This is a genomic window from Halomarina litorea (assembly GCF_024227715.1).
GTDB lineage: Archaea > Halobacteriota > Halobacteria > Halobacteriales > Haloarculaceae > Halomarina > Halomarina litorea.
Map to the genome: position 1 here is coordinate 2,436,235 of NZ_CP100448.1, position 24,621 is coordinate 2,460,855.

A 24,621-nucleotide genomic window follows, 5' to 3' on the forward strand; every position below is an offset into this window, starting at 1 on the left:
ATGAGCAAACAACCACGCAAACAGCGCAACCGCCGCGCTCGCGCACCGCTTCACGAGCGGCACAATCAGGTCCGTGCGACCCTCTCGGGTGACCTCCGCGAGGAGTACGGCCAGCGAAGCGTCCGCGTCAACGCCGGGGACACCGTCGAGGTGCTCCGTGGCGACTTCGCGGGCGAGACCGGCGAGGTCCAGCGGGTGGACCTCTCGGATGCCGTCATCTTCGTGGAGGGCGTCGTCGTCGAGAAGGCTGACGGGGAGGAGATTCCCAAGGCCCTCGACGCCTCGAACGTCCGCGTGACCGACCTCGACCTCGAGGACGAGCGGCGCGAGGCGCGACTCGAATCCACGGAGGAGAACGATGAGTAAGCACCAGAAGCGACTCGCAGTACCGAACTCGTGGCCGGTCGAGCGCAAGACCCGCGTCTACACCGTCAAGGCAGGCGCCGGGCCGCACGGCGAGGCGGGGGTCCCCCTGCTCGTCTTGCTGCGCGACGTCCTCGGCTACGTCGACTCGAAGAAGGAGGCGCGTTACGCGCTCGAACAGGGCTCCGTGCTCGTCAACGGCGATTCGTCCGTCGACGCGCGCCGCCCCATCGGGATGTTCGACATCCTGGCGTTCGTCGAGCGCGACGAGTACTACCGCGTCTTCCCCGGCGAGGGCGGTCGACTCGCCCTGACGCCCATCGACGCCGACGCCGCCGACTCGAAGCTCGGCAAGGTCGTCGGCAAACAGCAGGTCGCCGGCGGCCGGACGCAGCTCACGCTGCACGACGGCCAGACACTGCTGACCGACGACGAGTCCATCCGCTGTAACGACTCGGTCGTCGTCGGCAACGAGGACGCCGACGTCGTCGCGCACTTCGCCTACGAGGAGGGTGCGCTCGTGACGGCCGTCCGCGGCCAGCACGCGGGCGAGATCGGCACCGTCGACACCATCACGAAGACGCCGGGCAGCGGCCCGAACAACGTCCTCGTCTCGCAGGACGACGACTCCTACGAGACCATCGAGGAGTACGTCGTCGTCATCGACGAGAACTTCACCGGCGACAACGCCATCGAGGCGACGGAGATTCAGGACGAGACGTCCGAGGCCGACGCCGAGACCGACGAACACGAGGAGGTGACCGAGGAATGAGCTCCACACAGGAGATCCACGAGATGCGCGAACCCGTCGTCGAGAAGGTCGTCGTCCACATGGGCGTCGGCGAGGGCGGGCGCGAACTCGCGAACGCCGAGGAGATCCTCGAAGAGGTCGCGGGGCAGGAACCCGTCCGGACGGTCGCAAAGCGCACCGTCCCCGAGTTCAACATCCGCGAGGGCGACCCCATCGGCGCGAAGGTCACCCTCCGTGGCGACCTCGCCCGCGAGTTCCTCGCGACGGCCCTGCCGCTGGTCGAGATTCGGCGCAAGCAGTTCGACCAGACGGGGAACTTCAGCTTCGGTGTCGACGAACACACCGAGTTCCCGAGCCAGGAGTACGACCCGAACGTCGGTATCTACGGGCTGGACGTCACGGTCAACCTCGTCCGCCCCGGCTACCGCGTCCACAAGCGCGACGTGGCCAACCAGCAGATCCCGTCGCGACACCGACTGACCGTCGAGGACGCCATCGCGTTCCTCGAATCGGAGTTCGACGTGGAGGTCCAATAATGAGCGAAAGCGAGACCGAAGACGCGGGCGAACACGCCGCGAAGCGAACCGGCCAGCTCGAGGACTGCCAGCGCTGCGGGCGCAAGCAGGGCCTCGTCGGCAAGTACGACATCTGGCTGTGTCGGCAGTGCTTCCGCGAGATCGCCCGCGGTATGGGATTCAAGAAGTACAGCTAACCATGGTGGACAACGACCCCCTGTCCAGTGCACTCTCGGGGCTCAACAATGCCGAGAGCGTCGGACATCTGAGTCAGACGGTATCGCCCGCCTCGAACATCATCGGCTCCGTACTCGAGGTCTTCTACGACCGCGGGTACATCGACGGCTTCCAGTTCGTGGAGGACGGTCGAGCCGGGAAGTTCGAGGTCGAACTGAAAGGTGCCATCAACGAGTGTGGCCCCGTCAAGCCGCGGTACTCCGCCCGAGCCGGCGAGTACGAGAAGTGGGAGAAGCGGTTCCTCCCCGCACGCGACTACGGGACCCTCATCGTCTCCACCTCGGAGGGCATCATGAGCCACTACGAGGCCCGCGAGGCGGGCGTCGGTGGCCAGGTAATCGCATACGTCTACTAATGACCCGAACCGAAATCGAACTTCCGGACGACGTGGACGCCTCCCTGGACCACCTCGACCTGACGGTCGAGGGGCCCAACGGCTCCGTGACGCGGAAGCTGTGGTACCCGAACGTGACGGTCACGGTCGAGGAAGTCACCATCGAAGGCGACGAGGACGAGGACGACCGAGAGGTCGAGGCCGTCGTCGTCGCCACCGACGACCCCAACCGAAAAGCCAGCGCGACGGTCGGGACGTTCGCGAGCCACGTGCGCAACATGGTTCACGGCGTCACCGACGGCTGGGAGTACCAGATGGGAGTGTTCTACTCCCACTTCCCGATGCAGGTGAAAGTCGAGAGCGACGAGGTCGTCATCTCGAACTTCCTCGGGGAGAAGTCGCCGCGTCGCACCCCCATCCGGGGCGACACGCAGGTACAGGTCGACGGCGAGGAGCTCACCCTGAGCGGCCCGAACATCGAGGACGTCGGGCAGACCGCCGCCGACATCGAACAGCTGACGCGCGTGACCGACAAGGACACCCGCGTCTTCCAGGACGGCGTGTACATCACGCAGAAACCGGAACGAGGTGAGGCCTGATGGCCGACGACGAACAGGAGATCGAGGAACTCGAAGACATCGACGGTGTCGGTCCGAGCAAGGCAGAGGCCCTGCGCGAGGCCGGCTACGAGTCCATCGAGGACGTCCGTGGAGCGACCGCCGAGGAACTCACCGAGGTCGAGGGCATCAGCGAGTCGCTGGCCGCCCGCATCGTGGCCGACGTGAGCGGCGTCTCGGAGGAACTCGACGAGGACGAGGACGTCGAGGTCGACGACGCCGAGGCGGGTCCCGAGGACATCGAGGACATCAGCGGTGTCGGTCCGAGCAAGGCAGAGGCTCTGCGCGAGGCCGGCTACGAGACCGTCGAGGACGTTCGACGCGCCTCGCAGTCCGACCTCGCGGAGGTCTCGGGCATCGGGAACGCGCTGGCGGCCCGCATCAAGGCGGACGTCGGCGGCCTCGAGATCAAGGAAGAAGAGGAGACCGAGGCGGAGGTCGAAGCCGACGAGGAGGAAACCGAGGAGCGGGAGGACGTCGAGACGGAACTCCAGCCTCGCGGCCTCGTCGACAAGACCCCCGACCTCGACGAGAACACCGAGCGACTCCTGGCCCAGCGAAAGGGCGAGGGCAAACCCGCCTTCCGCCGCCAGGACTACCACAAGAAGAAGCGCACGCCCGAGTCGTGGCGTCGCCCCCGTGGGCAGCTCTCGAAGCAGCGCCGTGGCATCAAGGGCAAGGGCCCGAAGGTGCAGGCCGGCTACCGGACGCCCGAAGCGGTTCGGGGACTCCACCCGAGCGGCTTCGAGGAGGTCCGCGTCCACAACCTGGACGACCTGGAGGGCGTCGACGGCGACCGGCAGGCGGTGCGCATCGCCTCGACGGTCGGCGGGCGCAAGCGCGAGGCCATCGAGGAGGAAGCCGAGGACGCCGGGATTCGCGTCCTCAACCCCACCTACGTGGAAGTCGAGGTGACCGACAGTGAGTGACCTGAAAGCACAGAAGCGACTGGCCGCGGACGTGCTGGACGTGGGCAAGAACCGCGTCTGGTTCGACCCGGAGGCGCAGAGCGAAATCGCGGACGCCATCACGCGCGAGGACATCCGTGGACTCGTCGACGACGGCGTCATCGACGTCAAGTCCGAGAAGCGCGGCAACTCGCGTGGACGGGCCCGCGAGCGCAACGAGAAGCGCGCCTACGGCCACCGGAAGGGCCCCGGTTCCCGCAAGGGGAAGAAGGGCGCCCGGGAAGCATCGAAGAAGAAGTGGCAGAGTCGGATTCGCGCACAGCGCGAACGACTGCGCGAACTCCGCGACGAGGGTGACCTCGACCGCTCGGACTACCGTGACCTCTACGGCAAGGCCAGCGGTGGCGAGTTCGACAGTGTCGCCGACCTGCAGCGGTACATCGACAACAACTACTGATAATGGCATCCGGACCACGATACAAAGTGCCGATGCGGCGTCGCCGCGAGGCACGTACGGACTACCATCAGCGGTTGCGCCTGCTGAAATCCGGCAAGCCACGCCTGGTTGCTCGGACGAGCAACAAACACGTCAGGGCGCAGCTGGTGACTATGGGCGAACAGGGCGACCAGACGCTGGCGAGCGCGCACTCCAGTGACCTGCGCGAGTTCGGCTGGGAGGCACCGACGGGCAACCTGCCCGCGGCGTACCTCACCGGCTTCCTCGCGGGGAAGCGCGCCATCGAGGCGGGCCTCGAAGAGGCCGTCCTCGACATCGGTCTGAACACGGCGACGCCGGGCAGCAAGGTGTTCGCCGTCCAGGAGGGCGCTATCGACGCGGGCCTCGACGTCCCGCACAACGAGAGCGTGTTCGCCGACTGGGAGCGCACCCGCGGTGGCGACATCGCCGAGTACGCCGAACAGCGCGACGAACCGCTGTACAGCGGCGACTTCGACGCGACGACGCTCCCCGAGCACTTCGACGACGTACGACAGCGACTGGAGGACGAACTATGAGTAACAACGGCTGGGAGCCGAAGACACGGCTCGGACGACAGGTCCTCGAAGGAGAGATCACGACGATGCGCGAGGCCCTCGACTCGGGTCTCCCGCTGAAGGAGGAGGAGGTCGTCGACCGCCTCATCCCGGACCTCGAGGACAACGTACTGGACATCAACATGGTCCAGCGGATGACCGACTCCGGGCGACGGGTGAAGTTCCGTTGCTCGGTCGTCGTCGGCAACCGCGACGGCTTCGTCGGCTACGCCGAGGGGCGTGACGACCAGGTCGGCGGTGCCATCCAGAAGGCCATCGGTGTCGCGAAGCAGAACATCATCGACGTCTCGCGTGGCTGTGGCTCGTGGGAGTGTGGCTGTGGGCGACCCCACACCGTCGCGCTCCGCACCACGGGCAAGGCCGGCAGCGTCGAGGTCGAACTCCGCCCGGCCCCGCGTGGGCTGGGTCTCGCCGCCGGTGAGACCGTGCGCTCGGTGCTCGAACTCGCCGGTATCGAGGACATCTGGACGCGCTCCAGCGGGAACACGCGCACCACCGTCAACTTCGCGAAGGCGACGTTCAACGCGCTTCGCAACACGGCGGAGGCACGGGTGCCCGAGCGCGCCGCCGAACAGCGAGAGGTGATCGAGTGATGCAGGCGCTCGTTCAGCTTCGCGGCGAGGTGGACATGAGCTACGAGGTGCAAGACACCATTGACATGCTCAACCTCGGACGGGTGAACCACTGCGTGTTCGTCCCCGAGACCGACACCTACCGCGGCATGATCACGAAAGTCAACGACTGGGTCGCCCACGGCGAGCCCAGCGAGGACGTCGTGGCCAAACTCCTGCGGACCCGCGGCGAGGCTGCCGAGGGTCGCGAGGACCTCACCGACGAGTGGGTCTCGGAGAACACCGACTACGACAGCATCGACGCGCTGGCTTCGGCGCTGGTGGCCGAGGAGACGACCCTGCGCGAGCAGGGGCTCTCCCCGGTCCTGCGTCTCCACCCCCCGCGTGGCGGCCACCGGGGGCTCAAGCACTCCGCGGTGGAGGGCGGCCAGCTCGGCAAGCACACGACAGAGGAGATAGACGAACTCCTCCACGATATGCGATGACGAGCAAGAAACGACGACAGCGTGGCTCTCGCACGCACGGCGGTGGAACGCACAAGAACCGTCGCGGTGCCGGTAACCGCGGTGGCCGTGGTCGCGCAGGGCGCGCGAAACACGAGTTCCACAACTACGAACCGCTCGGCAAACACGGCTTCAACCGGCCGGAGAAGGCACAGGCGACCGTCGCCACGGTCGACCTCCAGAAGCTCGACGAGGACATCGCCGTCCTCGTCAAGGAGGGGGTCGCAGAGGAGACCGACGACGGCTACGCGGTGGACGCCCGGGACCTCGCGGAGACGACCAGCAAGGTCGACTACGTGAAGGTCCTCGGCGCGAGTCAGCTGTTCAACCAGCTGGAGATCACCGCGGACATCTTCAGCGACAGCGCTCGCGAACTCATCGAGGGCGAGGGCGGGGAGGCCGTCCTCACCGAGAAGGGCGAGGAACGACTCGCCGCGCTCGAGGAGAGCGAGGACGAAGACGAGTCGGACGAGTAGTCGAGCGCACCCTCTTCACCCGCGGTTTAGCGGCCGATTAGCGACCGATCAGTGAACCTTTTCCCCGGGAGCGACGGCCGCGCCGTCGGGCGATGTGATGCGTTCACGCGCCGCCGGGCTAACATGCGAGTCGAAGGAACTACCTTCCCCCGAAGGTAAGCCGAATCAGAATGAGTTGGAAGGAGACCGCCGCACCGGTACTCACGCGGATGCCCAGCGTCACCCGGCCGGAGGGCCACGTGCCCTTCCGCCGGAAACTGGCGTGGACGGGTGGCGTCCTCGTGCTGTACTTCTTCCTGACGAACGTACTGCTGTACGGCGTCGGGACGGGGGGCGGAGACATCTACGGGCAGTTCCGGTCCATCCTCGCGGGTGGTCAGGGGAGCATCCTCCAGTTAGGTATCGGTCCCATCGTCACGGCGAGCATCGTCCTGCAGTTGCTCGGCGGGGCGGACCTGCTGGGACTCGACACGAACGACCCCCGCGACCAGGTGCTCTATCAGGGCCTCCAGAAGCTGCTGGTGGTCGTGATGATCTTCCTGACCGGCCTGCCGATGGTGTTCCTCGGGAACTTCCTCCCGACGGACCCGCAGGTCGCCCAGCAGCTGGGCATCCCCACGTGGGGCCTCTCGTGGATCATCTTCGGGCAGATAGCGGTCGGCGCCATTCTCGTCCTGTTCATGGACGAGGTCATCTCGAAGTGGGGTGTCGGGAGCGGTATCGGGCTGTTCATCGTCGCCGGCGTGAGCCAGCGGCTCATCGGCGGGTTCTTCTCTTGGAGCGGTCTCTCGGAGGGGGCGACAGACGGCTTCTTCGTGACCTGGTTCGGTATCATCACGGGCTCGGTTCCCATCGGGTCGCCGCTGACGCTGACCGGCCTCCAGGACCTCCTGCTCGGGGCCGGGGCCATCATCCCGCTCATCACGACGCTGCTCATCTTCTTCATCGTCGTCTACGCGGAGTCCGTCCGCGTCGAGATTCCCCTCAGCCACTCGCGGGTGAAGGGTGCACGCGGGCGCTTCCCCGTGAAGCTCATCTACGCGAGCGTTCTGCCGATGATCCTCGTCCGCGCCCTGCAGGCGAACCTGCAGTTCCTCGGGCGCATCCTGCACTCCCAGCTCGGTGACGGGATGCCCGGGTGGCTCGGCGAGTACGTCGTCCAGCAGGGGGTCGCCCAGCCGGTGGGCGGGCTGTTCTACTACCTCGCGCCCATCTACTCGCCGCAGGACTGGCTCGGTGCGCTCGGCACGCGCCCGCTCGACATCCTCCTGCGCATCGGCGTCGACCTGACGTTCATGGTTGCCGGCGGGGCCATCTTCGCCATCTTCTGGGTGGAGACGACGGGGATGGGTCCCGACGCCACCGCGAAGCAGATTCAGAACTCCGGGATGCAGATTCCGGGCTTCCGGAAGTCGCCGGGGGTCATCGAGAAGGTGCTCGAACGCTACATCCCGCAGGTGACGGTCATCGGCGGCGCGCTCGTCGGCCTGCTGGCCGTCGCGGCGAACATGCTCGGTACCATCGGCACCGTCTCCGGGACGGGCCTGCTGCTGACGGTGTCCATCACCTACAAGCTCTACGAGGAGATCGCCGAAGAGCAGTTGATGGAGATGCACCCGATGATGCGCCAGATGTTTGGCCAGTCGAGCGACTGACCGGTCGCCCCGCGTTTTCCCGGAGCCACCGACGATCCCGAGCGTTCGCGCTCGACCGACTCTGAGAGACTCCGGCGAGCGAAACGGACGGTTAGGACGACGGATTCCCGACGATGTCGAGCGGCGGCCCTACCCGCGAACGGAACGCATCCGGGTGACCACCTTCTTTCGGTTGGACGAGAGTGTCGCTACTCCAAAATGGGCGGCGACGAGCAGTACGACGCCCCACGTGAGAACTTGGGTCATCGCGGGGAACGCTTCCTCGGAACCGAGGGCGAGTTCGGTGACTGCGATCGAAGCGTGAAAGACCGGCGCTAACAGGAGGCTGCCTCGCGTACTATTGAACAGCCACGTGAGCAGCACCGAATCGGCGACGATTCCGAACAGCAACACGCCAGCGGACACCTCGGAGATGGGGTTTCCGGGGACGAGATACAGGGGTAGATGCCACAGTCCCCAGATGACTCCGACGACCAGACTGGCTCGGAACGCCGAGTGCGTCGACTGGAGGCGGGGGAGTGCGAACCCACGCCAGCCGAGTTCCTCGGCCAACGGTGACCCGACGAGGAGCGCCTGGACGAATACGATCGCAATGGCGACCGGAAGCCCGGCGGCAGGTACGTCCTCCGGAAGCGGGTACAGAGTCAGCAGGGGTGGTGGCGAGAAATTGGGCAGGGGAGACCCCAGCAGAACCGAAATCGCTGTGGCGAGGAGCGCGATACCCCGGGGGAAGAGCGCGAACACGTACCATCGAAGCGGGACGCTCCACCGAGGCACCCTGCCTCCGAGTGTTCGAAGCCCGCCACGACCGCGCAGTACCGCTGTGAGGAGCACTGCTGCGAGAGTCGGCCCAGAACGCCCCGAAGAGTCGTGTGAGGGCCGGTGGTGCGGGATTCGAGACGAACCCCCACGATTCGAACACCTCGATCGACTACACACCCCACGATAGCACGAAGGTGACGAGGAAGAAGAGCGGTAGTTCGTCCCGCGAGACGAACTGTCGAGAAGGCCATGCCCGATCATGGACACAATCGGCCGTGCGAGAGATATACACATCGGCGGACCGACGCGGTCCGCGTTCCCCCGGACAGACGACCCCGGACTCTCACGCTATGATGACTTTTTCAGGGGTCGTGTGGCTCTCCTTAACCGGACCTATCGGAAGTAAGCAGTCCGTTCTGTGAACCGTTCGGATGGCGCAATTCACACGCGAAGCGGACTCTCAGGACGTGTCAGACCGTTCGGCTCTCCCTATCGACGGTCGTCGCTGGATTCCAGGACGGACGGGCTGTGAGTCCGGCAAAACGGTGATTGTTGCGTACTGTTCCATCCACAATTCAACACATAACAAACATCGCACAGTCCATCAGTGAGCGTAGCCAACGGCCATGAGTTCGAAATCCACAACAGAGGGAGAAGCCGGCGAGTCCGAAGGCGTGCACAGAGACATCCACCAGTTGACCGGGTTCCAGCGCGACCTCCTGTACGTCATCACGGGACTGGAGCGCCCGTCGGGACAGGACATCAAAGAGCGTCTGGAGAAGCGGACCGGACGCGACATCACGCACGGGCGACTCTACCCGAACCTCGACGTCCTCGTGACCAACGAGTTCGTCGAGAAGGGCGAAATCGACCGTCGAACCAACTACTACGCCGCGACCGACCACGGCGTCGACGCACTCCACCGGTACCACCAGTGGGGCAGCGACCAACTGCCGAGCCAGTAACCGCCCGTTCGTCGACCCGGACAGTTCGGTGGGGGCGAGTCGCGGGCCCGACCCGGTAGCGACCGCGACAGTACCCCGTTCCGCGTCCCAGCGGAGGATATACCAGTCCCATCCGCCTACGGGTGGGTATGCTCTGGGCACTGGTCGTCGGAGTGGTCCTCGTGACCTGCCTGCTGGTCGCCGTCGTGGGAATCGGCGCGTGGACCGCGCTGCTCTCCATCGGGGCACCGTTCCAGGAGTTCCTCGTGAACGTCCTCCCGTGGGCCGTCGGCGCTGCGGTTCTCGGCGTCGTCGAGTTCGCCCTGTTGGCGGGCGTCGCCTACCTCCTCGTCAAGCGGGCGGACCTGAGCGTGCGCGGACGCGGCGGCCGACTGCATCTGCTCGCAGAGCAGGTGGAGAAACACAACACGCTGGCCCGGTCGCTGGGGCTCTCCTCGGCGCTCGAACCCTCGGCAGAGCGCAAGCGCGAGGACGCACTCGACACCCTGAAACGACGCTACGCGGATGGCGAGGTGAGCGACGAGGAGTTCGAGCGACGCCTCGGCAGGTTGCTGGAAACCGACGACGTGAGCGAGGCCCGCGCCCAGCGCGAGCGTGACCGGGTCCGGGGCCGGACCCGCGAGTACGAGTAGTCAGTCGTCCGCGAACGCGTCGTCGGGCACGTCGTGGTCGGGCGTTTCGTCGCCCAGCGTCTCCGTCTCGGGGTCTGGCCCGACCGGTTCGATGCGGACGCTCGACAGTTTGTACTCGGGGATGCGACTCGTCGGGTCCAGTTCCTCCTGCGTGAGTTCGTTGACCGCGCCCTCGGCGAAGTGCATCGGGATGAACACGGTGCCGGGGGCGACGCGGTCGGTGACTTGCGCCTTGACGACGATGTCGCCGCGCCGGGACTCGACGCGGACGTACTCGCCGTCCGTCACGTCGAGTTTCGCGGCCGTCTCGGGGTGGATCTCGACGAAGCTCTCGCCGACGTGGTGCATCGACGCCTGCACGCGGCGGGTCATCGACCCCGTGTGCCAGTGGTAGAGCACCCGTCCGGTCGTGAGACCGAGCGGGTACTCCTCGTCGGGCATCTCCGGCGGGTCACCGTAGTCCGCCGGGACGAGGCGCGCGAGGCCGTCGTCGAAGTTGAACGCCTCCTCGTAGAGGAACGGCGTGCCGGGGTCGTCGGTGTCCTCGACGGGCCACTGCAGGCCGTCGCCTTTCGCGTGAAGTCGGTCGTGGGTGACACCGGCGTAGATGGGCACCAGTTCGTTTATCTCGTCCATCACCTCGGCGGGCGAGTCGTACTCCCACTCGACGCCGAAGCGACCGGCGAGGTCCGTGAGGATGTCCATGTCCGTGCGGGCCTTCCCCGGCGGGTCGACGACCGGCTTCACCAGTTGGATGCGCCGTTCGGTGTTGGTGAACGTCCCGTACGTCTCGGGGGCGGCCGCGGCGGGCAGGACCACGTCTGCGTACTCCGCCGTCTCGGTGACGAAGAGGTCCTGCACGACGAGGAACTCCAGGTCCTCGATGTGCTTCTCGACGTTCCTGGCGTCGGGTTCGGAGATGACAGGGTTTTCCCCGACGACGTACATCCCGTGGAGGTTCTCGCCGATCTCACCGAACATCTCGGTAATGTAGAGGCCGATCTCCCCCGGCGGGCGGGTGCCCCAGATGTCCTCGAACTTGTCGAGGACGGCGTCGTCCTCGGGGTCCTGATAGCCCGGCAGGTTGTGCGGGGCGGGGCCCATGTCCCCGCCACCGCCCTGCACGTTGTTCTGGCCTCGGAGGGGGGAGAGGCCGGCGTTGGGCTTGCCGAGGTTGCCCGTGATGAGCGCGAGGTCCGCCATCGCGGTTATCATCTGCGTGCCGTGGGCGTGCTGTGAGAGGCCCATCGCCCACCCGAAGATGCAGGTGTCGGCGGTGGCGACCGACTCGGCGGCCCGCTTCAGTTCCTCGGGCGGGACACCCGCCACCTCCTCGACGCGCTCGGGCGTGAACGACTGTACCTTCTCTTTCAGTTCGTCGAAGCCCTTCGTGCGTTCCTCGATGAACTCCCGGTCGTGGAGGTCCTCCTCGATGATGTGGCGCATCATCCCGTTGATCCACATCACGTCGCTGGAGACGTCGGTGCGGACGTACTGGTCGGCGTGTTCGGCGATTTCGACCTTCCGGGGGTCGAAGACGATGAGTTCCGCTCCGTCACGCACGTTCTGGACCAGTTGTGTGGCCAGAACGGGGTGGCTCTCGGTGGTGTTCGACCCCGACACGAGGATGCAGTCGGCGTTGGCGATGTCCTCGATGCGGTTGGTCATCGCGCCGTAGCCGACGGTCTGTTTGAGCGCCGCGACCGTCGAGGAGTGACAGAGGCGCGCGCAGTTGTCGATGTGCGGCGTCCCCAGCACCTGCCGGGCGAACTTCTGGGTGAGGAACACCTCCTCGTTCGTGCACTTCGAGGAGGCGGTCATGGCCACCGAGTGCTCGCCGTGTTCGGCCTGGATGCGCGAGAGTTCGTCGTGGACGCGCGTGAGCGCCTCGTCCCACGTCGCCTCGCGGAACTCGCCGTCCTCCTTGATGAGTGGCGTCTCCAGACGGTCCTCCGCCGTGAGGTAGTCGTAGGCGAACTTCCCCTTCACGCACGTCGAGAAGTCGTTGGCGGGGGCCTTCGCGGGGTCGGTGGCGCGCGCCCCGAGCACCTCGCCGTCCTTCCCGTAGAGGTCGAACCGGCAGCCGACGGCGCAGTACCCGCAGGTGGTGTCCTCGACTTCCACCTGCGCGAGGCGGACGTCCGCGAGCGTCGTCGCGATGTCGAAGAGGTGGCCGATGGAGAACGTCTCGCTCGCCACCTTCTCGGCCGCGTGCTCGACGGGTTTGAGCGCGTCGCTGGTGAACTGCCTCCCCGCGCCGGTCGCTCGCCGCTTGGCCCGCGCCATGAATCCCGCGACGCCCGATGGTTCCTCGTCGTCCACGTCGCGGTTCGGCTTCGCCGCCACGTCCGCCGTCTCGGCGGGTTCGTACTCGATGACCGTCCCGATGGAGTTCTTCTGGTTGAACCCGGGGACCGGGATGGTGGTGCTGTCGGTGAGGCCCTTCTCGACGAGACTGCCCGTCGGACAGACCGTCGCGCAGTGACCACACGAGATACACGTCGAGTCGGCCATCGTCTCCGCGCCGTTCTGGAAGCCGATGTGGGTGTCCTCGCCCTGACCCTTCATCCGGAGGACGCCCGCAACCTGCACGTCGTTGCAGGCCTCCACGCAGCGGTTACAGAGGATGCACTTGTTGCGGTCGATCTGGATGACCGAGGAGGTGTCGTCGAGGGGGGCGTACTCGCTTCGCTCCTCGAAGACGCCGTAGCGTGGCTCCTCGACGTCGTTCTCGATGGAGGTGTCCTGCAGTTCACAGCGGCCGTTCTTCCCGCAGGTGGTACAGCGCAGGTTGTGATTCGAGAGGATCAGGTCGAGGTTGACGTCGCGGGCCTCCGTCGCCTCGGGGTCGTCCGTCCGCACCGAGAGGCCGTCCTCCGCCGGGAAGCTACAGGATGGGACGAGGCCGTGGTCGTCCGTCTCGACCATGCACGTCCGGCACATCGACCGCGGGCCGACGAGGTCGCCCGTCTCCGTCTCCCGGTCGTAACTACAGAGCGCGGGGACGTTCCCCGCCGTCTCCACGTCCTCCAGTGCGTCGAGGAGCGTCGACCCCGGCGGGACGGTGACGGGTTCGCCGTCGACGGTCACCGTCGCCTCGGCCGTACTGCCGGCGGGCGGGTCGTTCGCCGTGCCGGGTTCGAAGTCCTCGGTCAGCGGCGTCTCGTGTTGCGGGTCCGTCAGGTCGGGGACGCGGGGGAGCGGGTTCGGCGGGTCCGAGTGGGAACTCACGCCTCCTCACCCCGGCGGATGGTCGCCTCGCGGTCGTGATTGGCCCCGGACCCGCAGGCACCGCTGGGACAGCGCCCCTCGGCGTGGGCGCGGAACTCGCCGTCGAACTCGTCCATCCCGGTCGTCACCGGTCGGGACGCGTCGCGCCCGAAGCCACAGAGGCTGGTCCGGCGCATCACGCGTGTCAGTTCTCGTAACATGTCGGTCTGGTAGTCGCCGTCGTACACGTCCCGGAGGAGTTCGGTCAGCTGTTTCGACCCCTCGCGGCAGGGACCGCAGCGCCCGCAGTTCGTCTCCTGTGCGAACCGGGAGCGCCGGCCCGCGAACGCCACCACGCACCGCGTGTCGTCGAGCAGTTCCACGACGCCGTTCGTCCCGAAGCGCGCACCCGCCAGCGCGGGGGCCGAGGGGAGCACGTCCAGCGAGCGGGTGAGGCCGCCGAACCGGCCGCCGACGCAGTAGGCTCTCGGCCGGCCGGTCGGGTCAACGGCGTCGAGTGCGGTGTCGAGCGACCCGCTCGTCGGGAGTTCGACCGTCGCGGGGGCGGCAACGTCGCCCGCCACCGTCACGAGGCGCGTGCCGGGGTCGGCGTCGTCCGCGTCGAACGACTCGGGGCGCAGGAGGGCCTCGCGCACCTGCGCGAGCGTCCGGGGCGTGTGGACCACGGTGGGCTGCCCGTGGAGGCCGTACGTGGCAGGGCCGGGCGGGGAGCGACGCGCCTCGATGCGGTCTGCCCCCTCCAGCGACTCGAGGGTCATCGTCGGTTCGCCGACCGTGTACTCGTCGGGCGTGGAGACGACCTGCACCCGACCGTCGACGTCGAGTGCGGCGACGGCGTCCTCGACGCGGCGAGTTGCCGTCTCGTGGGCCTCGTTGACCGCGACGACGCACTCCTCGGCACCGACCGCGCCCGCGACGGCGAGCGCACCGTCGAGCACCTCGCCGGGGACGCCCGCGAGGAGCGTCCGGTCGGCGTCGGCGTGCGGGTCGGCCTCGGCGGCGTTGACGACGACGACGCTCTCACCGTCCGTCTCGTGGGCGGTCTCCCAGTCGGTCGCGACGGGGCGGTCCGTGCTGGCGTCGCCGCGTCCCCGTCCGAGGAGGCCGAGGTCGCTCGCCCGCGCGAGCGTCTCGTCGGGGTCGGCATCGGCGCTCGCCTCGGTCGTCGGGGCGGTCGGGTCGGTCCAGCCACAGCGCGCGAGGACGCGCCGCCGTCCGACCGAGAGCGGTCCCTCGTCGGGGGCCGGGAGTACGGTCGGCGGGTCCTCGTGCGGGACGACGGCATGGGCGTCGGCCGGCCGGTCGCCCGATTCGAGGGAAGCGACGGCGTCTGCCGTCGCCTCCGGCGTCGGGTCGGCGAGGTAGGCCGTCCACGCCTCGTCCGTCAGCGCGACCAGCGGCGTGAGCGCCGCGAGGCCCGTTGGGCCGGTCGACAGGACCGTCGCGTCGGTGGCCGCCTCCCGCGCCGCGCTCAGGACCGCCCGCGTCCGCGCCGTCTCGCCGCCCGAGACGCGGACCGTCGGTGGGGTCGGAGGATCGTGTGTCATGGTATGTGATGGAGTACCCTGACCAACAGGGCCGACGGGTAAAAACACTCACCCGGAGGTCGAACGCGCCGGGAGTCCACCCCGGTAGCTCGGGGACGCCTCCCGGTCGCCGCTCACTCGAGGAGCTGTGTCGTCACGAGTGCGTCCTCGAACTCGACGACGCCCCGCAGGAGGTGTGCGACGCCCCGGTAGAGCGTCGAGTCGGCCGCCTCCGCGAGGTCGCGGGCGAACGGGTCGACCCACCGCGAGAGGTGTTCGTCGACGAACGCCCGTTCCTGTTCGAGGGCGGCCGCGTGGCCCGCCCGCTGGCGGGCGACGAGGTGGCGCAGGAAGGCGAGTTCCGTCCCGAGAGCGTCCCGGTGGCCGTCGGGGGCCGACCAGTCGGCAGCGGCGTAGGCCGCCGCGAGTTCGCGGTCGGCATCGGCGTCGGGCTCCCGGTAGGCGGACTCGCGCGTCGACACCGCCCCCGACTCGAACAGGCTGGCGTACTCCGCGCCGACGCGCTCCGCGACGGCGCTCGGGTCGGAACCCGCCTCGTCGTCGTGGAACGTCGCCAGCAGGTCGAACCCCCGGTCGAGCGACTCGTTGACGCTCGGCGCGGGACCGGCGACCTCCCCCGCGAACAGCCCCTGGACGAACCGTTCGTCGGGCGGGCCGTCGAGCAGGGCGGAGAGGAACTCGAGCAGGTCGATGCGGCCGGCGTACACCTGGTCGTCCATGGGGAGGGACGACCCGCGGGGCGGGGAAAGCGCTTGCGCCCGACCGTCAGTCGGTCGCCCCCTCGTCCGCCGTGCGGTCGCCGAGCGCCGCCCGCCGCCGCTGGTAGGCGTACCAGAAGGTGAGCGACGCGAGGACGTAGACGGCGGCGGCCGCGGCCACCAGTCCCGCCAGCCCGACCGTCGACGCGACGACGTCGGGGAGGAACACCTGCACGAGCCCCGCCGACCCGAAGACGAGGACGGGGAGCGACGCGGTGATGTAACTGACCGCCGTCCCCCGCGTGAGCTGGCGCTGCCCGCAGTACGGGCAGTTCGACACGTCGGGACCGATGGGTTCGTCGCACGCGACGCAGGGGAGCCGCGACATGAGTGTCAGACACACGCCCGACGTATTGAATGTTCGGGAAATTTGTATTTCTTCGGATCGGACAGCCACCGGTCAGGGGACGCGCGTCCCCGAGACGCGGACCGTGACCGCCTCGACGAACTTCCCGTTGTTGTCGGCCGCGGCGAGCGTCGCGGTGCCCCGCTGGGGGAAGAGGACGCCCGAGACGGTCGTCTGGGTCGGGTCCACCCTCCCCGCCCAGACGCCGCTCCCGCTCTGGGAGGTGACGACGAGTTCGCGGATGGCCCCCTGTCGGGTCGACTCCCGGGTCAGCGAGACGCTCGCCTCGACGAGTCCGTTGACCCACGGTTCGCTGACCGAGACGTCCGTGAACACGTTCGACCCCGAGAGGTCGGCCTCGACGCGCGGGTTCACCGTGATACACCCGCCGAGGCCGGCGCTCGCCGCGGCCACGCCCGCGAGGACTGCGCGACGGGACAACCGCCTGTCGGCGCTTTCGGTCTCTCGCATGCACAGGGGGACTCGCGGCGGCGCGATAACCCTTGGCTTCGTCCCCCGGAACCGACCCCTCCACGACCGGTGCGAAACCGGCGCCAAACGATTCGTTAAGCCACCCGCTGACCGGTCGCAGTCGGCGGGACGTGTCACGCCCAATTCTAGGACAATCTCTAATCTACTTCAGTCATGTTTCACAGCCAATAAGGACATCTGCGAGTGCGTCTGGGAGAAGACGCCCCGGAAGAAGCCCACCTTCGAGTTCAAGCGGGACAAGAACCGGGCGAAGGTGCGCAACCTGAAGCAGAGCCACGCCGAGACGGTGTGGGGCTTCTACGTCGACTGCGACGGCAACCAGCACAAGTACGTCGACGAGCAGAACAAGGGGAGCTACCCGCTCTACGCGAAGCGAAACGGGAAGCACTACGTCCTCCGGCGGATGGTCGTCCTCTCCTCGTCGCCCGGCAACGGCTACTGCCGGACCTACGAGACCAACCCGTACTACGACGGCATCCGCGGGAAGTACTGCGAGGGGAACGACATCTCCCGGTAACCGGACACTTGGCGACCGGCCACGAGTGAATCGTCGTCGACCGCCTCAGTAGTTGCGGAACTGGAACAACCGACGACGCAGACCGTCGTACCGGCCTTCGGCGATTGACTCGTAGACGAGGGCGCTCGCTCCGAAGAACGTGTCCGTGAGCAGGTCTCGCAACGCCGCATCGGCCTCGGGATCCGCCGATACCACCTCGAAGAGGTCGTTACAGCGGTCGACGTAGTACGTGGAGAATGTCCCACTCTTGTCGAACACGCAGTGTGCGACGACGTGGACGAGTTCGTCGGGACGAGCCGGGACCCAGAAGCCGTCGTTCCCGTAGCGCCGGCGGCGGTCGAAGAACTGTGCCTCGACGTCGGGGTGGGCGCGAACGCGTTCGCCGCTGGACGGCGAGACGTACGCGAGGTGGTTCCGCAGGTCGAGCATCAGGTCGCCGCGGTACCGTTTGACGTTCCGATACCCGTGTTTGTAGGCCGGTTCCCCCTTCCCCCGACGGACGACCAGCTCCGGGTTGGCGATGGCGATGGCAGCCGCCTCACGCGGGTGGCGGGCCGCGCGCACGGCCATCTGTGCGACGTTGTGGACGGTCGAGCCGTTCCCGTCGTCGAACCCGAGGGAGGAACACACGTCGAGCATCGTCGCGAAATCACCGGGTGGCGCGTAGATGTCGACGTCTCCTCTGACGGTGTCCGGGAGGTCCTCGAATTTCCGCCCGACGACGTACTCGACGTCGGCCGCCTCCAACGCCCGGAACAGTCGCCGAAGTGTCCGAGACTCGTCACCCATCACCACACCTCTGTCGGGATGTCGTCGGGGTCCGTGATGCTGCCGTCGGGGTCTTTCACCTCCCGAAGTCGGTCGCGGGCGGCCAGCAGGACGGTAACGAAGTGCCGGAACTCCTCTTCGGACATGTCCATGCGGACGTCGCCAAGGTGCCAGTGGATGGTGCCGCCGGCGTTGTACTCGACGCGATGGGCGGTCCCGGTCGAGAACTCGAAGGCCGCCAGTTCCTCCTCAACGATTCCCATCGAGCGCCTCCAGTGCGTCGGCCATGTTCTCGGTCAGTGTCTCGAAGTCTTCGACGCGCATCTCCAGGCGGAAGTTCCTGAGATGGAGGTGGACGGCCTCGCCGATGTTGTCGTCGACGACGAACTTTGTCGGCGTCTTGTCCGGTGCGGGGTCAACCTCGTCCCGAACGAGGGGGTAGGCGAATACGTTCACGAACACCGACACCACTTTCGAACGAATAGTAATTCTGCCCGTTACGGGACCAGCAACGGCGACCACGTGATAGTGATACTTCGACCTCTCATGATCAGCCAGATAACATATAATTAGAGGAGAATTTCCCAACTCGTTGAATTATATAACAGTCCTTTGAGGTTTTCAATCCTCCTTTGCTCGTGACCATCATAATATCAATGATTTTACATTTGGTCACTAACTATGGTAAGATGTTTCTACCGAGAGACATGGTCGGCCTCTGTGGTACTATCGGACGGACCGAATCGAATGCCCTCCTGAGCGCCCAATCAATCGCCTACCGAGGTGACGAACTCATCACGGGGCTGCACCGGCAGCATGTGGACGCCTACAGCGTTGAACACCAGACGCGGCCGGGGACCAGCGACCGACCCGGCGCCGCTGGTGATGTCGAGGTGTTGGTCTGGGGTGACCTATACGGCCACGAACGCGACGGGCGGTACGTCCCCCGTCGTGAGAGCCACCCGACAGCGACGACCGCCGAGTATCTCGCCTCGCTGTACACACGCTACGGGTTCGGCTGTCTCGCCGGGTTGAACGGCGAGTTCGCCGCTGCCGTCTACGACGCCGGAACCGTCTCACTGGTCACCGATCGCCTCGGGTCTCGGGCCGTCTTCTACGCGACGGCCGACGACGGTTCGACGGTGTTCTCGACCGCGATCCAGTCGCTCGCGCTTGACGAGCGCCTCGACCTCGAGTTCGAGACGGACTATCTCGTGGAGTACCTCACGTACGAACGCGCGTTCGGGACGAAGACACCACTGGCCGGCGTCGAGAAGGTACCGCCCGGGTCGGTCCTCACCATCCACACGGCGACCGGGGCGACCGAGACCGAGCGGTACTGGTATCCGGAGTACGCCCCCAAGAACGTCCCGCGGGAGTACTTCGTGCGGGAACTCGCACGACGCTTCCGGGCCGCGATGGCGGACCGAATGGCCGATCGTGTGGACTACGGCGTCATGTTGAGCGGCGGAGTCGACTCGCGACTGCTCGTCGGTGTCGGGTCGCCGGGCGTCGCCTACCACCTCACGGGGTGGGAGAGCGAGGAGACGAGGACCGCTCGCGAGGTGGCGCGCTTGGCCGGGTGGCCGTTCCGACCACTGTGGCGCGACCGGGACTACCAGGCACGTGCGCTCGAACGGACGCCGTTCGTCTCGAACTACATCGGTGGGTTCGACGAGGGACACGCGACCGGGTTCCTCGAACAGGTCAGACAGGAGGTCGACGTGATGCTCTCCGGACACCTCTCGGACACGCTGTTCGCGGCGAACTACCTCCCCCGCAAGTCCCAGTCGGTTCCGCTCCCGGGCTTCGGCTCGTTCGACCTCCCGATTCCCGCCGACGTCGAGACTATCGAGGAGTTCATCGACCAGCGGGAACTGCCCGCTCCCCCGTACCTCAGCGAGGACGTCCCCATCCCGCGAGAGGTACTCGAACGAAACGTCGTCGACACCGACGACGGCATCGACCACCACGGCGTCCACTATCGGTCGGTCGCCGACGCCGTCCTCTGTGATCAGTACTACCCACGCTCGAACGCGAAACCGTTCTTCGAGTACACGACCGAACAGTACCTTCCTCTCCGAAAGCCGTTCATGGACAACCGGCTCGTCGACCTCCACCTGCAGATTCCCCGCCGGTACCTCGTCTCGGGGAACCTCATCGGGGGCGCGATGCGCCTACTAGCGCCCGAACTCGGCCACGTGCCCGACAACAACACGGGGGTCGATCCGCGTCATCCCTTCCTGCTCCACTACGTGGGGAAGCTGTGGACACACGTCCGGCGGACGTACCTCCCGACCGACACACCGCCGGAGCCACACCTCTCGAACGGGCCGTGGCCCGACAACGCGGCCCTCATCCGGACGCACAGTTTCGTCGAGGACGCGCTGTCGTCCCACGAGGCGATCGCCGAGCAGATGGCCGAACTCGACGTCGACGGCATCTACCGAACGTACCGGGAACACCTCGATGGAGCGGACCGCACACAGCACCTCTACTCCCTCCTGACGTTCCTCGCCATGCCCCTGACCGACCACCTCGTCAGCGCCAGCACCGTCGTCGAAGAGGAGCTGACCAGCAGACCGTGATTGGGGTCGTCAGGCGGTTGCTCGCCCGACTCACCCCCGATGGTGACGTTGGCGAACGGACCGTCAAGAGCGGCATCTGGGTCGGCGCGATCAACGTCTCCGACCGTGTGCTCCAGTTGCTGATGGTTATCGTACTGGCGCGACTGCTCGGGCCCGCCGCCTTCGGGCTGATGGGCGTCGCCCTGCTCGCGCTCTCGGCGCTCCAGCGGTTCTCCCAGATCGGCTTCGAGGATGCCCTCGTCCAGCGAATCGAAGACGACGTCGACCACATGCTCGACACGGCGTGGACGATACAGGTTGTCCGGGGACTGGCTATCGCGGCCGTCGCCATCCTCGCCGCGCCTCTCCTCGGCACCCTCTTCGACGAGCCGGCGGCGGTCGACCTCGTCCGCGTCGTCGCGCTCGCACCCGCTATCCTCGCGTTCCGGAACCCCGGAATGGTGTACCTGCGGAAGGACCTCGCCTTCCACCGCCAGTTCGTCTACACTGCCTCGGGGACGCTCACGCGTGTCACCGTCTCCATCGGGTGGGCGCTCGTCTCGCCGACGGTGTGGGCGCTCGTCGCGGGGTTCATCGCTTCGAACGCCGTCATGCTGGTCGTCTCCTACGTCATCCACGACTACCGACCCCGACCGGGATTCGACCGCGGCCACGCCAGCGACCTGTTCGGCTACGGGAAGTGGATACTCGGCTCGGGCGTCGTCAACTTCCTCTACAGCGAGGGTGACGACGCCTTCGTCGGTGTGTTCCTCGGCGTCGCGTCGCTCGGCCTCTACCAGGTCGCGTATCGCGTCTCGAACGCCCCCGCGACCGAGGTGGCACAGCTCGTCTCCCGGGTGATGTTCCCCGCCTACTCGAAGGTACAGGACGACATCGAGCGACTTCGACGGGGGTTCCTCACGACGGTCCAGCTGACGACGTTCGTCTCCATTCCGTTCGGGGTCGGTCTCATCGCGGTCACCCCACAGTTCGTCGCCGTCTTCGGCGAACAGTGGGAGCCGATGGTCCGTCCGCTGCAGGTGCTGACGCTCTACGGGATTCTCCGGTCGTGTCGTTCTCCGACCACGCCTCTGTTCAAGTCCGTGGGGCGGCCGGACCTGCTCGCGAAGCTCCAGACCGGCAAGCTCCTCCTACTCGCCGCGTGTATCTACCCCGCGGCCGACCAGGCGGGGCTGACCGGTGTCGCGCTCGTCGTCGTCGGTACGGAGGTGCTCGCGCTTCCCGCCGCCCACGTCCTCGCCCTTCGGCTCACGGGTGCGCGTGCGCGCAGCATCATCAGCCTGCTGGGCTTCCCAGTTCTCGGGAGCGCGATGATGGGAGCGACGGTTGTCTCGCTCGCGTCCGCGCTCCCGACGACGAACCCCCTGGTGGAACTCGCCGTGTTGGTCCCGACGGGAGTCGTCGTCTACGTCGCCGCGATGCTGCTCGTCGACAGGGGCTCGGGGTACGGTGTCGGGGGACTCCTGCGGCGGGTCGTCGCCTCGATGTGAGCGGAGGCGACTGACCCGCTACTTCCGCGCGATGAGTTCGACGGCGTGGCCCGCCCGGAGGAGGTACGCCTCGACGGCATCCATGTCGGGAAGGTTGAGGCGGTGGCCGTGCCAGCTCTTCCAGTCGTTGAGCCCCGCGGCCGTCTCGTGGACGACCGTCGACGCGGGCTCGAAGCCGTTGTCGCGGAACAGGGAGACGACGGCACGCAGTTCCTCGTCGCTGAGGTTCAGGGGGTGGAGCTCGACGTACACCACGGTCGGACCGGCCGATTCGAGCACCGGGCGAAGCTGGTCGAGGACGACGGTTTCGTATCCCTCCAGGTCCATGCGGACGACGTTCACCTCCTCGGGTGCGAGGCCGAAGCGGCCGAGGAGATCGGCGGCGCTCAGCATCTCGACCGACACCGACCCCCCTTCGTGAGCGCGACCGTCGCCCCCTTCCGGTCGGACCGAGTGTTGGTTCGAGAGGTCGCTGAGGTAGAGCGTCGCCGGACCGGTGACGTCGCCGACGGCACAGCGGGCAACCGTCGTCCGGTCCTCGAAGCCGTTCAGCCGGAGGTTCCGTTCGAGGAGGTCCGCGTTCTCGGGGGTCGGCTCGACGGCGTAGACGTGGGCCGACGGACCGAGCGCCGCCGCCTCCAGAAGGCTGAAGTAGCCGATGTTCGCACCGATCTCGAGGGCGACAGGCCGGTCGGTCTCCCCCGCCAGCCGTTCGAGTTCGCGGCGGAACGCCCGCGAGGAGGCGTACTCGTGGATCCCGAACGCGAGTAGCGTCCGCGAGATGCCGGGGTCGGCGGTGTCGAGCCACATCCGGTAGTCGTGAACGGGGGCGACGACGTATCGCCCGTCGGTCCGGTCGGCGTACCGCCGCCAGTAGCGGTTCTCGCCGCCGACGAACTCGCTCGCGTATCCGGCGGCCTGAGCGAAGCGGCCGGCCGAGAGGAGCCGATAGAACTTGCGCGCAACCAGTCCGACAGCAGTGGGAACCCGAGCGGGTGCCCTCGTGACCGACCGGAATCGCCTGGTGAGAGTCATGAGGTGCGTCGATAGGGGCGTTGGGGAGCGGTCCCTTTGACTATAGTGTGGATACGGACCGAAGTGGCGGGCGGACGCTGGTTAAGGGGGCCGATACGGGCTACGTACGGGTGGCGCGTGGCCCCTCCCGAGGGGCTCTCCCCGGTGTCAAGACGTATACATGTGATTAACAAAGTGTTGGTGGGTGTAGGTTTCCCGCAATGCCCCCCCTCCGTCGCGGCGTCCCCGTCGTCCTCGTCGCACTCATCTTGCTCGCGGGTATCGCCGTCGGGTCGGGCGGTGCGCCGGTAGGCTCCGGTGACCCGGGAACGGTCGCCGTCCACTTCATCCACACCGGCGCCGGTACCTCGGTGCTCGTCGTCGGGCCGACCGGCGAGACGCTCCTCTACGACACCGCAGCCCACGGCGGGGAGGACCAGGTGCTCGCGTACCTGCGGGAACACGACGTCGGGACGGTCGACCACCTAGTCGCCAGCCACGCCCACGGCGACCACATCGCGGGCCACCCACGGGTCATCGAGGGTGGGGTCGGGACGGCCTACGATTCGGGCATCGACCGCGGGACGCCCGCCTACAGGGCGTATCTCGACGCGCTGTCGGCTCACGACGTCCCTCGCGAGCAGCTCCGAGCGGGCGATTCCATCCCGCTCGACGGCGTCGAGGTAACGGTACTCTCGCCACCGGACCGGGCCCTCGACCCAGAGAGCACCAACGTATACAACGAGAACAGCCTCGTCCTCCGGATCGAGTTCGGCGAGACGAGCGTCCTGTTGACGGGTGATGCGGGCGAGGCCGCCGAACGGTACCTCGTCAAGAAGCACGCGGACGCCGTCGACGCCACCGTCCTGCAGGTCAGCAAGGAGGGGAGCCGCGACGGGACGACAGGGGCATTCCTCGACGTCGTCGACCCGGCGGCGGTCGTCGTCGGCGGCACCCAGGGCGATCCGGACCGGCCGCACGAGTCCGTACTCGACCGATTCGACGAGCGTGACGTCCCGACATACTGGAATGCGGTCCATGGGGACACGGTCGTCCGCACCGACGGCGAGCAGGTGACAGTGGCGACACAGACGGATGCGCCGACCGACCCCGGCGACCTCCGGGCGGCCGCACCGATATCACCCGACGTCGACCGCGACCCGGCGATCACCAGCACCGTCTTAGACGGCGACGGACAGGGTGACGCTCCGATCGAAACCGCCGTAGAGACTCCGCCGCCGACGCAGACACCGACCCAGACGACGACTCCGATGCCTACCGAGGCGCCGACACCCACTGAAACGGTGGTTCCAACCGGGACGGCGATTCCCACCGAAACGGCAACACCCACCGAGACGGCGACGGAACCCTCGCCGGAGGGGTCGAGGTCGACCGTGACAGTGTCGGCAGGCTCGCCAAGCCCGCCGACGGGGCCGCGGTTTGGCGTGCCGGCCAACGTGCCCCTGGTGGGCGTCGTTGTCGTCGGGTTGGTCGCGGTCTTGTTCGCCGCCCGACGATGATTCCGCC

General features: G+C 67.3%; 29 protein-coding genes and 1 pseudogene. 20 read left to right on the forward strand and 10 right to left on the reverse strand.

The genetic code is table 11. The features are described from left to right. From rplX to secY, 14 genes and pseudogenes are all read left to right on the forward strand, one after another. Nucleotides 1–366, forward strand: a complete 366-nt coding sequence (rplX, locus tag NKG96_RS13500; protein ID WP_254535503.1) for a 50S ribosomal protein L24 — start codon at nt 1–3, stop codon at nt 364–366. After that, nucleotides 359–1,135 (forward strand): 30S ribosomal protein S4e, encoded by a 777-nt coding sequence (locus NKG96_RS13505; RefSeq protein ID WP_254535504.1) that lies wholly within the window; start codon nt 359–361, stop codon nt 1,133–1,135. The genes rplX and NKG96_RS13505 overlap by 8 nt, the downstream gene beginning before the upstream one ends. Beyond that, on the forward strand, nt 1,132–1,650 hold the full coding sequence (locus NKG96_RS13510; RefSeq protein ID WP_254535505.1) for a 50S ribosomal protein L5: 519 nt from the start codon (nt 1,132–1,134) through the stop codon (nt 1,648–1,650). Before NKG96_RS13505 ends, NKG96_RS13510 begins: the two co-directional genes overlap by 4 nt. Then, the gene (locus NKG96_RS13515; RefSeq protein WP_254535506.1) at nt 1,650–1,826 is read left to right on the forward strand and encodes a 30S ribosomal protein S14; all 177 of its coding nucleotides are present in this window, start codon (nt 1,650–1,652) and stop codon (nt 1,824–1,826) included. The genes NKG96_RS13510 and NKG96_RS13515 overlap by 1 nt, the downstream gene beginning before the upstream one ends. A gap of 2 nt (nt 1,827–1,828) precedes the next feature. Continuing rightward, nucleotides 1,829–2,221, forward strand: a complete 393-nt coding sequence (locus NKG96_RS13520; RefSeq protein WP_254535507.1) for a 30S ribosomal protein S8 — start codon at nt 1,829–1,831, stop codon at nt 2,219–2,221. Then, nucleotides 2,221–2,799 (forward strand): 50S ribosomal protein L6, encoded by a 579-nt coding sequence (locus NKG96_RS13525; protein WP_254535508.1) that lies wholly within the window; start codon nt 2,221–2,223, stop codon nt 2,797–2,799. Before NKG96_RS13520 ends, NKG96_RS13525 begins: the two co-directional genes overlap by 1 nt. Then, a pseudogene (locus NKG96_RS21075) lies at nt 2,799–2,966 on the forward strand (helix-hairpin-helix domain-containing protein); the annotation flags it as partial. The gene NKG96_RS13525 and the pseudogene NKG96_RS21075, both read left to right, overlap by 1 nt. A 15-nt stretch (nt 2,967–2,981) precedes the next feature. Further along, the gene (locus NKG96_RS13530) at nt 2,982–3,746 is read left to right on the forward strand and encodes a 50S ribosomal protein L32e (RefSeq protein WP_368409312.1); all 765 of its coding nucleotides are present in this window, start codon (nt 2,982–2,984) and stop codon (nt 3,744–3,746) included. Further along, a complete protein-coding gene (locus tag NKG96_RS13535; RefSeq protein WP_254535510.1) occupies nt 3,739–4,182 on the forward strand; it encodes a 50S ribosomal protein L19e in 444 nt (147 codons plus the stop codon). The genes NKG96_RS13530 and NKG96_RS13535 overlap by 8 nt, the downstream gene beginning before the upstream one ends. 2 nt (nt 4,183–4,184) lie before the next feature. Further along, nucleotides 4,185–4,739, forward strand: a complete 555-nt coding sequence (locus tag NKG96_RS13540) for a 50S ribosomal protein L18 (protein ID WP_254535511.1) — start codon at nt 4,185–4,187, stop codon at nt 4,737–4,739. Then, nucleotides 4,736–5,371, forward strand: a complete 636-nt coding sequence (locus NKG96_RS13545) for a 30S ribosomal protein S5 (RefSeq protein ID WP_254535512.1) — start codon at nt 4,736–4,738, stop codon at nt 5,369–5,371. Before NKG96_RS13540 ends, NKG96_RS13545 begins: the two co-directional genes overlap by 4 nt. Next, nucleotides 5,371–5,835 (forward strand): 50S ribosomal protein L30, encoded by a 465-nt coding sequence (locus NKG96_RS13550; protein ID WP_254535513.1) that lies wholly within the window; start codon nt 5,371–5,373, stop codon nt 5,833–5,835. The genes NKG96_RS13545 and NKG96_RS13550 overlap by 1 nt, the downstream gene beginning before the upstream one ends. Next, nucleotides 5,832–6,329 carry an uL15m family ribosomal protein gene (locus tag NKG96_RS13555; RefSeq protein WP_254535514.1) on the forward strand — a complete coding sequence of 166 codons (498 nt, stop codon included), beginning with the start codon at nt 5,832–5,834 and terminating at the stop codon, nt 6,327–6,329. The genes NKG96_RS13550 and NKG96_RS13555 overlap by 4 nt, the downstream gene beginning before the upstream one ends. Before the next feature lie 170 nt (nt 6,330–6,499). Continuing rightward, entirely contained in the window at nt 6,500–7,984 is a 1,485-nt protein-coding gene (secY, locus tag NKG96_RS13560) for a preprotein translocase subunit SecY (protein ID WP_254535515.1), read from the forward strand. A 129-nt stretch (nt 7,985–8,113) separates the two neighbouring features. On the opposite strand, the gene NKG96_RS13565 is transcribed toward secY, so the two are convergent. Next, complete coding sequence (locus NKG96_RS13565) at nt 8,114–8,818, reverse strand: CPBP family intramembrane glutamic endopeptidase (RefSeq protein ID WP_254535516.1); 705 nt, start codon at nt 8,816–8,818, stop codon at nt 8,114–8,116. A 614-nt stretch (nt 8,819–9,432) separates the two neighbouring features. On the opposite strand from NKG96_RS13565, the gene NKG96_RS13570 reads away from it, so the two are divergent. Beyond that, nucleotides 9,433–9,711: a PadR family transcriptional regulator gene (locus NKG96_RS13570; protein ID WP_254538150.1), complete on the forward strand. Its 279-nt coding sequence runs from the start codon at nt 9,433–9,435 to the stop codon at nt 9,709–9,711. A 128-nt stretch (nt 9,712–9,839) separates the two neighbouring features. After that, entirely contained in the window at nt 9,840–10,343 is a 504-nt protein-coding gene (locus tag NKG96_RS13575; RefSeq protein ID WP_254535517.1) for an SHOCT domain-containing protein, read from the forward strand. On the opposite strand, the gene fdhF is transcribed toward NKG96_RS13575, so the two are convergent. The 5 genes from fdhF to NKG96_RS13600 all read right to left on the reverse strand — a co-directional run bounded on the left by fdhF (nt 10,344) and on the right by NKG96_RS13600 (nt 16,696). Further along, nucleotides 10,344–13,574, reverse strand: coding sequence for a formate dehydrogenase subunit alpha (fdhF, locus tag NKG96_RS13580; protein ID WP_254535518.1), 3,231 nt, complete (start codon nt 13,572–13,574; stop codon nt 10,344–10,346). Beyond that, nucleotides 13,571–15,121, reverse strand: coding sequence for an NADH-ubiquinone oxidoreductase-F iron-sulfur binding region domain-containing protein (locus NKG96_RS13585; protein ID WP_254535519.1), 1,551 nt, complete (start codon nt 15,119–15,121; stop codon nt 13,571–13,573). Before NKG96_RS13585 ends, fdhF begins: the two co-directional genes overlap by 4 nt. Nucleotides 15,122–15,234: 113 nt before the next feature. Beyond that, entirely contained in the window at nt 15,235–15,840 is a 606-nt protein-coding gene (locus NKG96_RS13590) for a TorD/DmsD family molecular chaperone (RefSeq protein WP_254535520.1), read from the reverse strand. 46 nt (nt 15,841–15,886) lie between these two features. After that, entirely contained in the window at nt 15,887–16,207 is a 321-nt protein-coding gene (locus NKG96_RS13595) for a zinc ribbon domain-containing protein (RefSeq protein WP_254535521.1), read from the reverse strand. A 72-nt stretch (nt 16,208–16,279) separates the two neighbouring features. Continuing rightward, on the reverse strand, nt 16,280–16,696 hold the full coding sequence (locus NKG96_RS13600) for a hypothetical protein (RefSeq protein ID WP_254535522.1): 417 nt from the start codon (nt 16,694–16,696) through the stop codon (nt 16,280–16,282). 274 nt (nt 16,697–16,970) lie between these two features. Between NKG96_RS13600 and NKG96_RS13605 the strand changes: the two genes are divergently transcribed. Then, nucleotides 16,971–17,234 carry a hypothetical protein gene (locus NKG96_RS13605; RefSeq protein ID WP_254535523.1) on the forward strand — a complete coding sequence of 88 codons (264 nt, stop codon included), beginning with the start codon at nt 16,971–16,973 and terminating at the stop codon, nt 17,232–17,234. 45 nt (nt 17,235–17,279) lie between these two features. Here the strand turns inward: NKG96_RS13605 and NKG96_RS13610 are convergent, their stop codons facing one another. From NKG96_RS13610 to NKG96_RS13620, 3 genes are read right to left on the reverse strand one after another with little or no spacing between them, the layout of a single operon-like run. Further along, a complete protein-coding gene (locus tag NKG96_RS13610) occupies nt 17,280–18,023 on the reverse strand; it encodes a hypothetical protein (RefSeq protein ID WP_254535524.1) in 744 nt (247 codons plus the stop codon). Next, complete coding sequence (locus NKG96_RS13615; RefSeq protein ID WP_254535525.1) at nt 18,023–18,265, reverse strand: hypothetical protein; 243 nt, start codon at nt 18,263–18,265, stop codon at nt 18,023–18,025. Before NKG96_RS13615 ends, NKG96_RS13610 begins: the two co-directional genes overlap by 1 nt. Continuing rightward, a complete protein-coding gene (locus NKG96_RS13620; protein ID WP_254535526.1) occupies nt 18,252–18,458 on the reverse strand; it encodes a hypothetical protein in 207 nt (68 codons plus the stop codon). Before NKG96_RS13620 ends, NKG96_RS13615 begins: the two co-directional genes overlap by 14 nt. Nucleotides 18,459–18,691: 233 nt before the next feature. Here NKG96_RS13620 and NKG96_RS13625 point away from each other — a divergent pair, with 233 nt between their 5' ends. Then, entirely contained in the window at nt 18,692–20,590 is a 1,899-nt protein-coding gene (locus NKG96_RS13625; protein ID WP_254535527.1) for an asparagine synthase-related protein, read from the forward strand. After that, nucleotides 20,587–22,080, forward strand: a complete 1,494-nt coding sequence (locus NKG96_RS13630; RefSeq protein WP_254535528.1) for a lipopolysaccharide biosynthesis protein — start codon at nt 20,587–20,589, stop codon at nt 22,078–22,080. The genes NKG96_RS13625 and NKG96_RS13630 overlap by 4 nt, the downstream gene beginning before the upstream one ends. 18 nt (nt 22,081–22,098) lie before the next feature. On the opposite strand, the gene NKG96_RS13635 is transcribed toward NKG96_RS13630, so the two are convergent. Next, nucleotides 22,099–23,115, reverse strand: a complete 1,017-nt coding sequence (locus NKG96_RS13635; RefSeq protein ID WP_254535529.1) for an FkbM family methyltransferase — start codon at nt 23,113–23,115, stop codon at nt 22,099–22,101. A 248-nt stretch (nt 23,116–23,363) separates the two neighbouring features. Here NKG96_RS13635 and NKG96_RS13640 point away from each other — a divergent pair, with 248 nt between their 5' ends. After that, a complete protein-coding gene (locus tag NKG96_RS13640) occupies nt 23,364–24,614 on the forward strand; it encodes a ComEC/Rec2 family competence protein (protein ID WP_254535530.1) in 1,251 nt (416 codons plus the stop codon). Nucleotides 24,615–24,621: the final 7 nt, after the last annotated feature.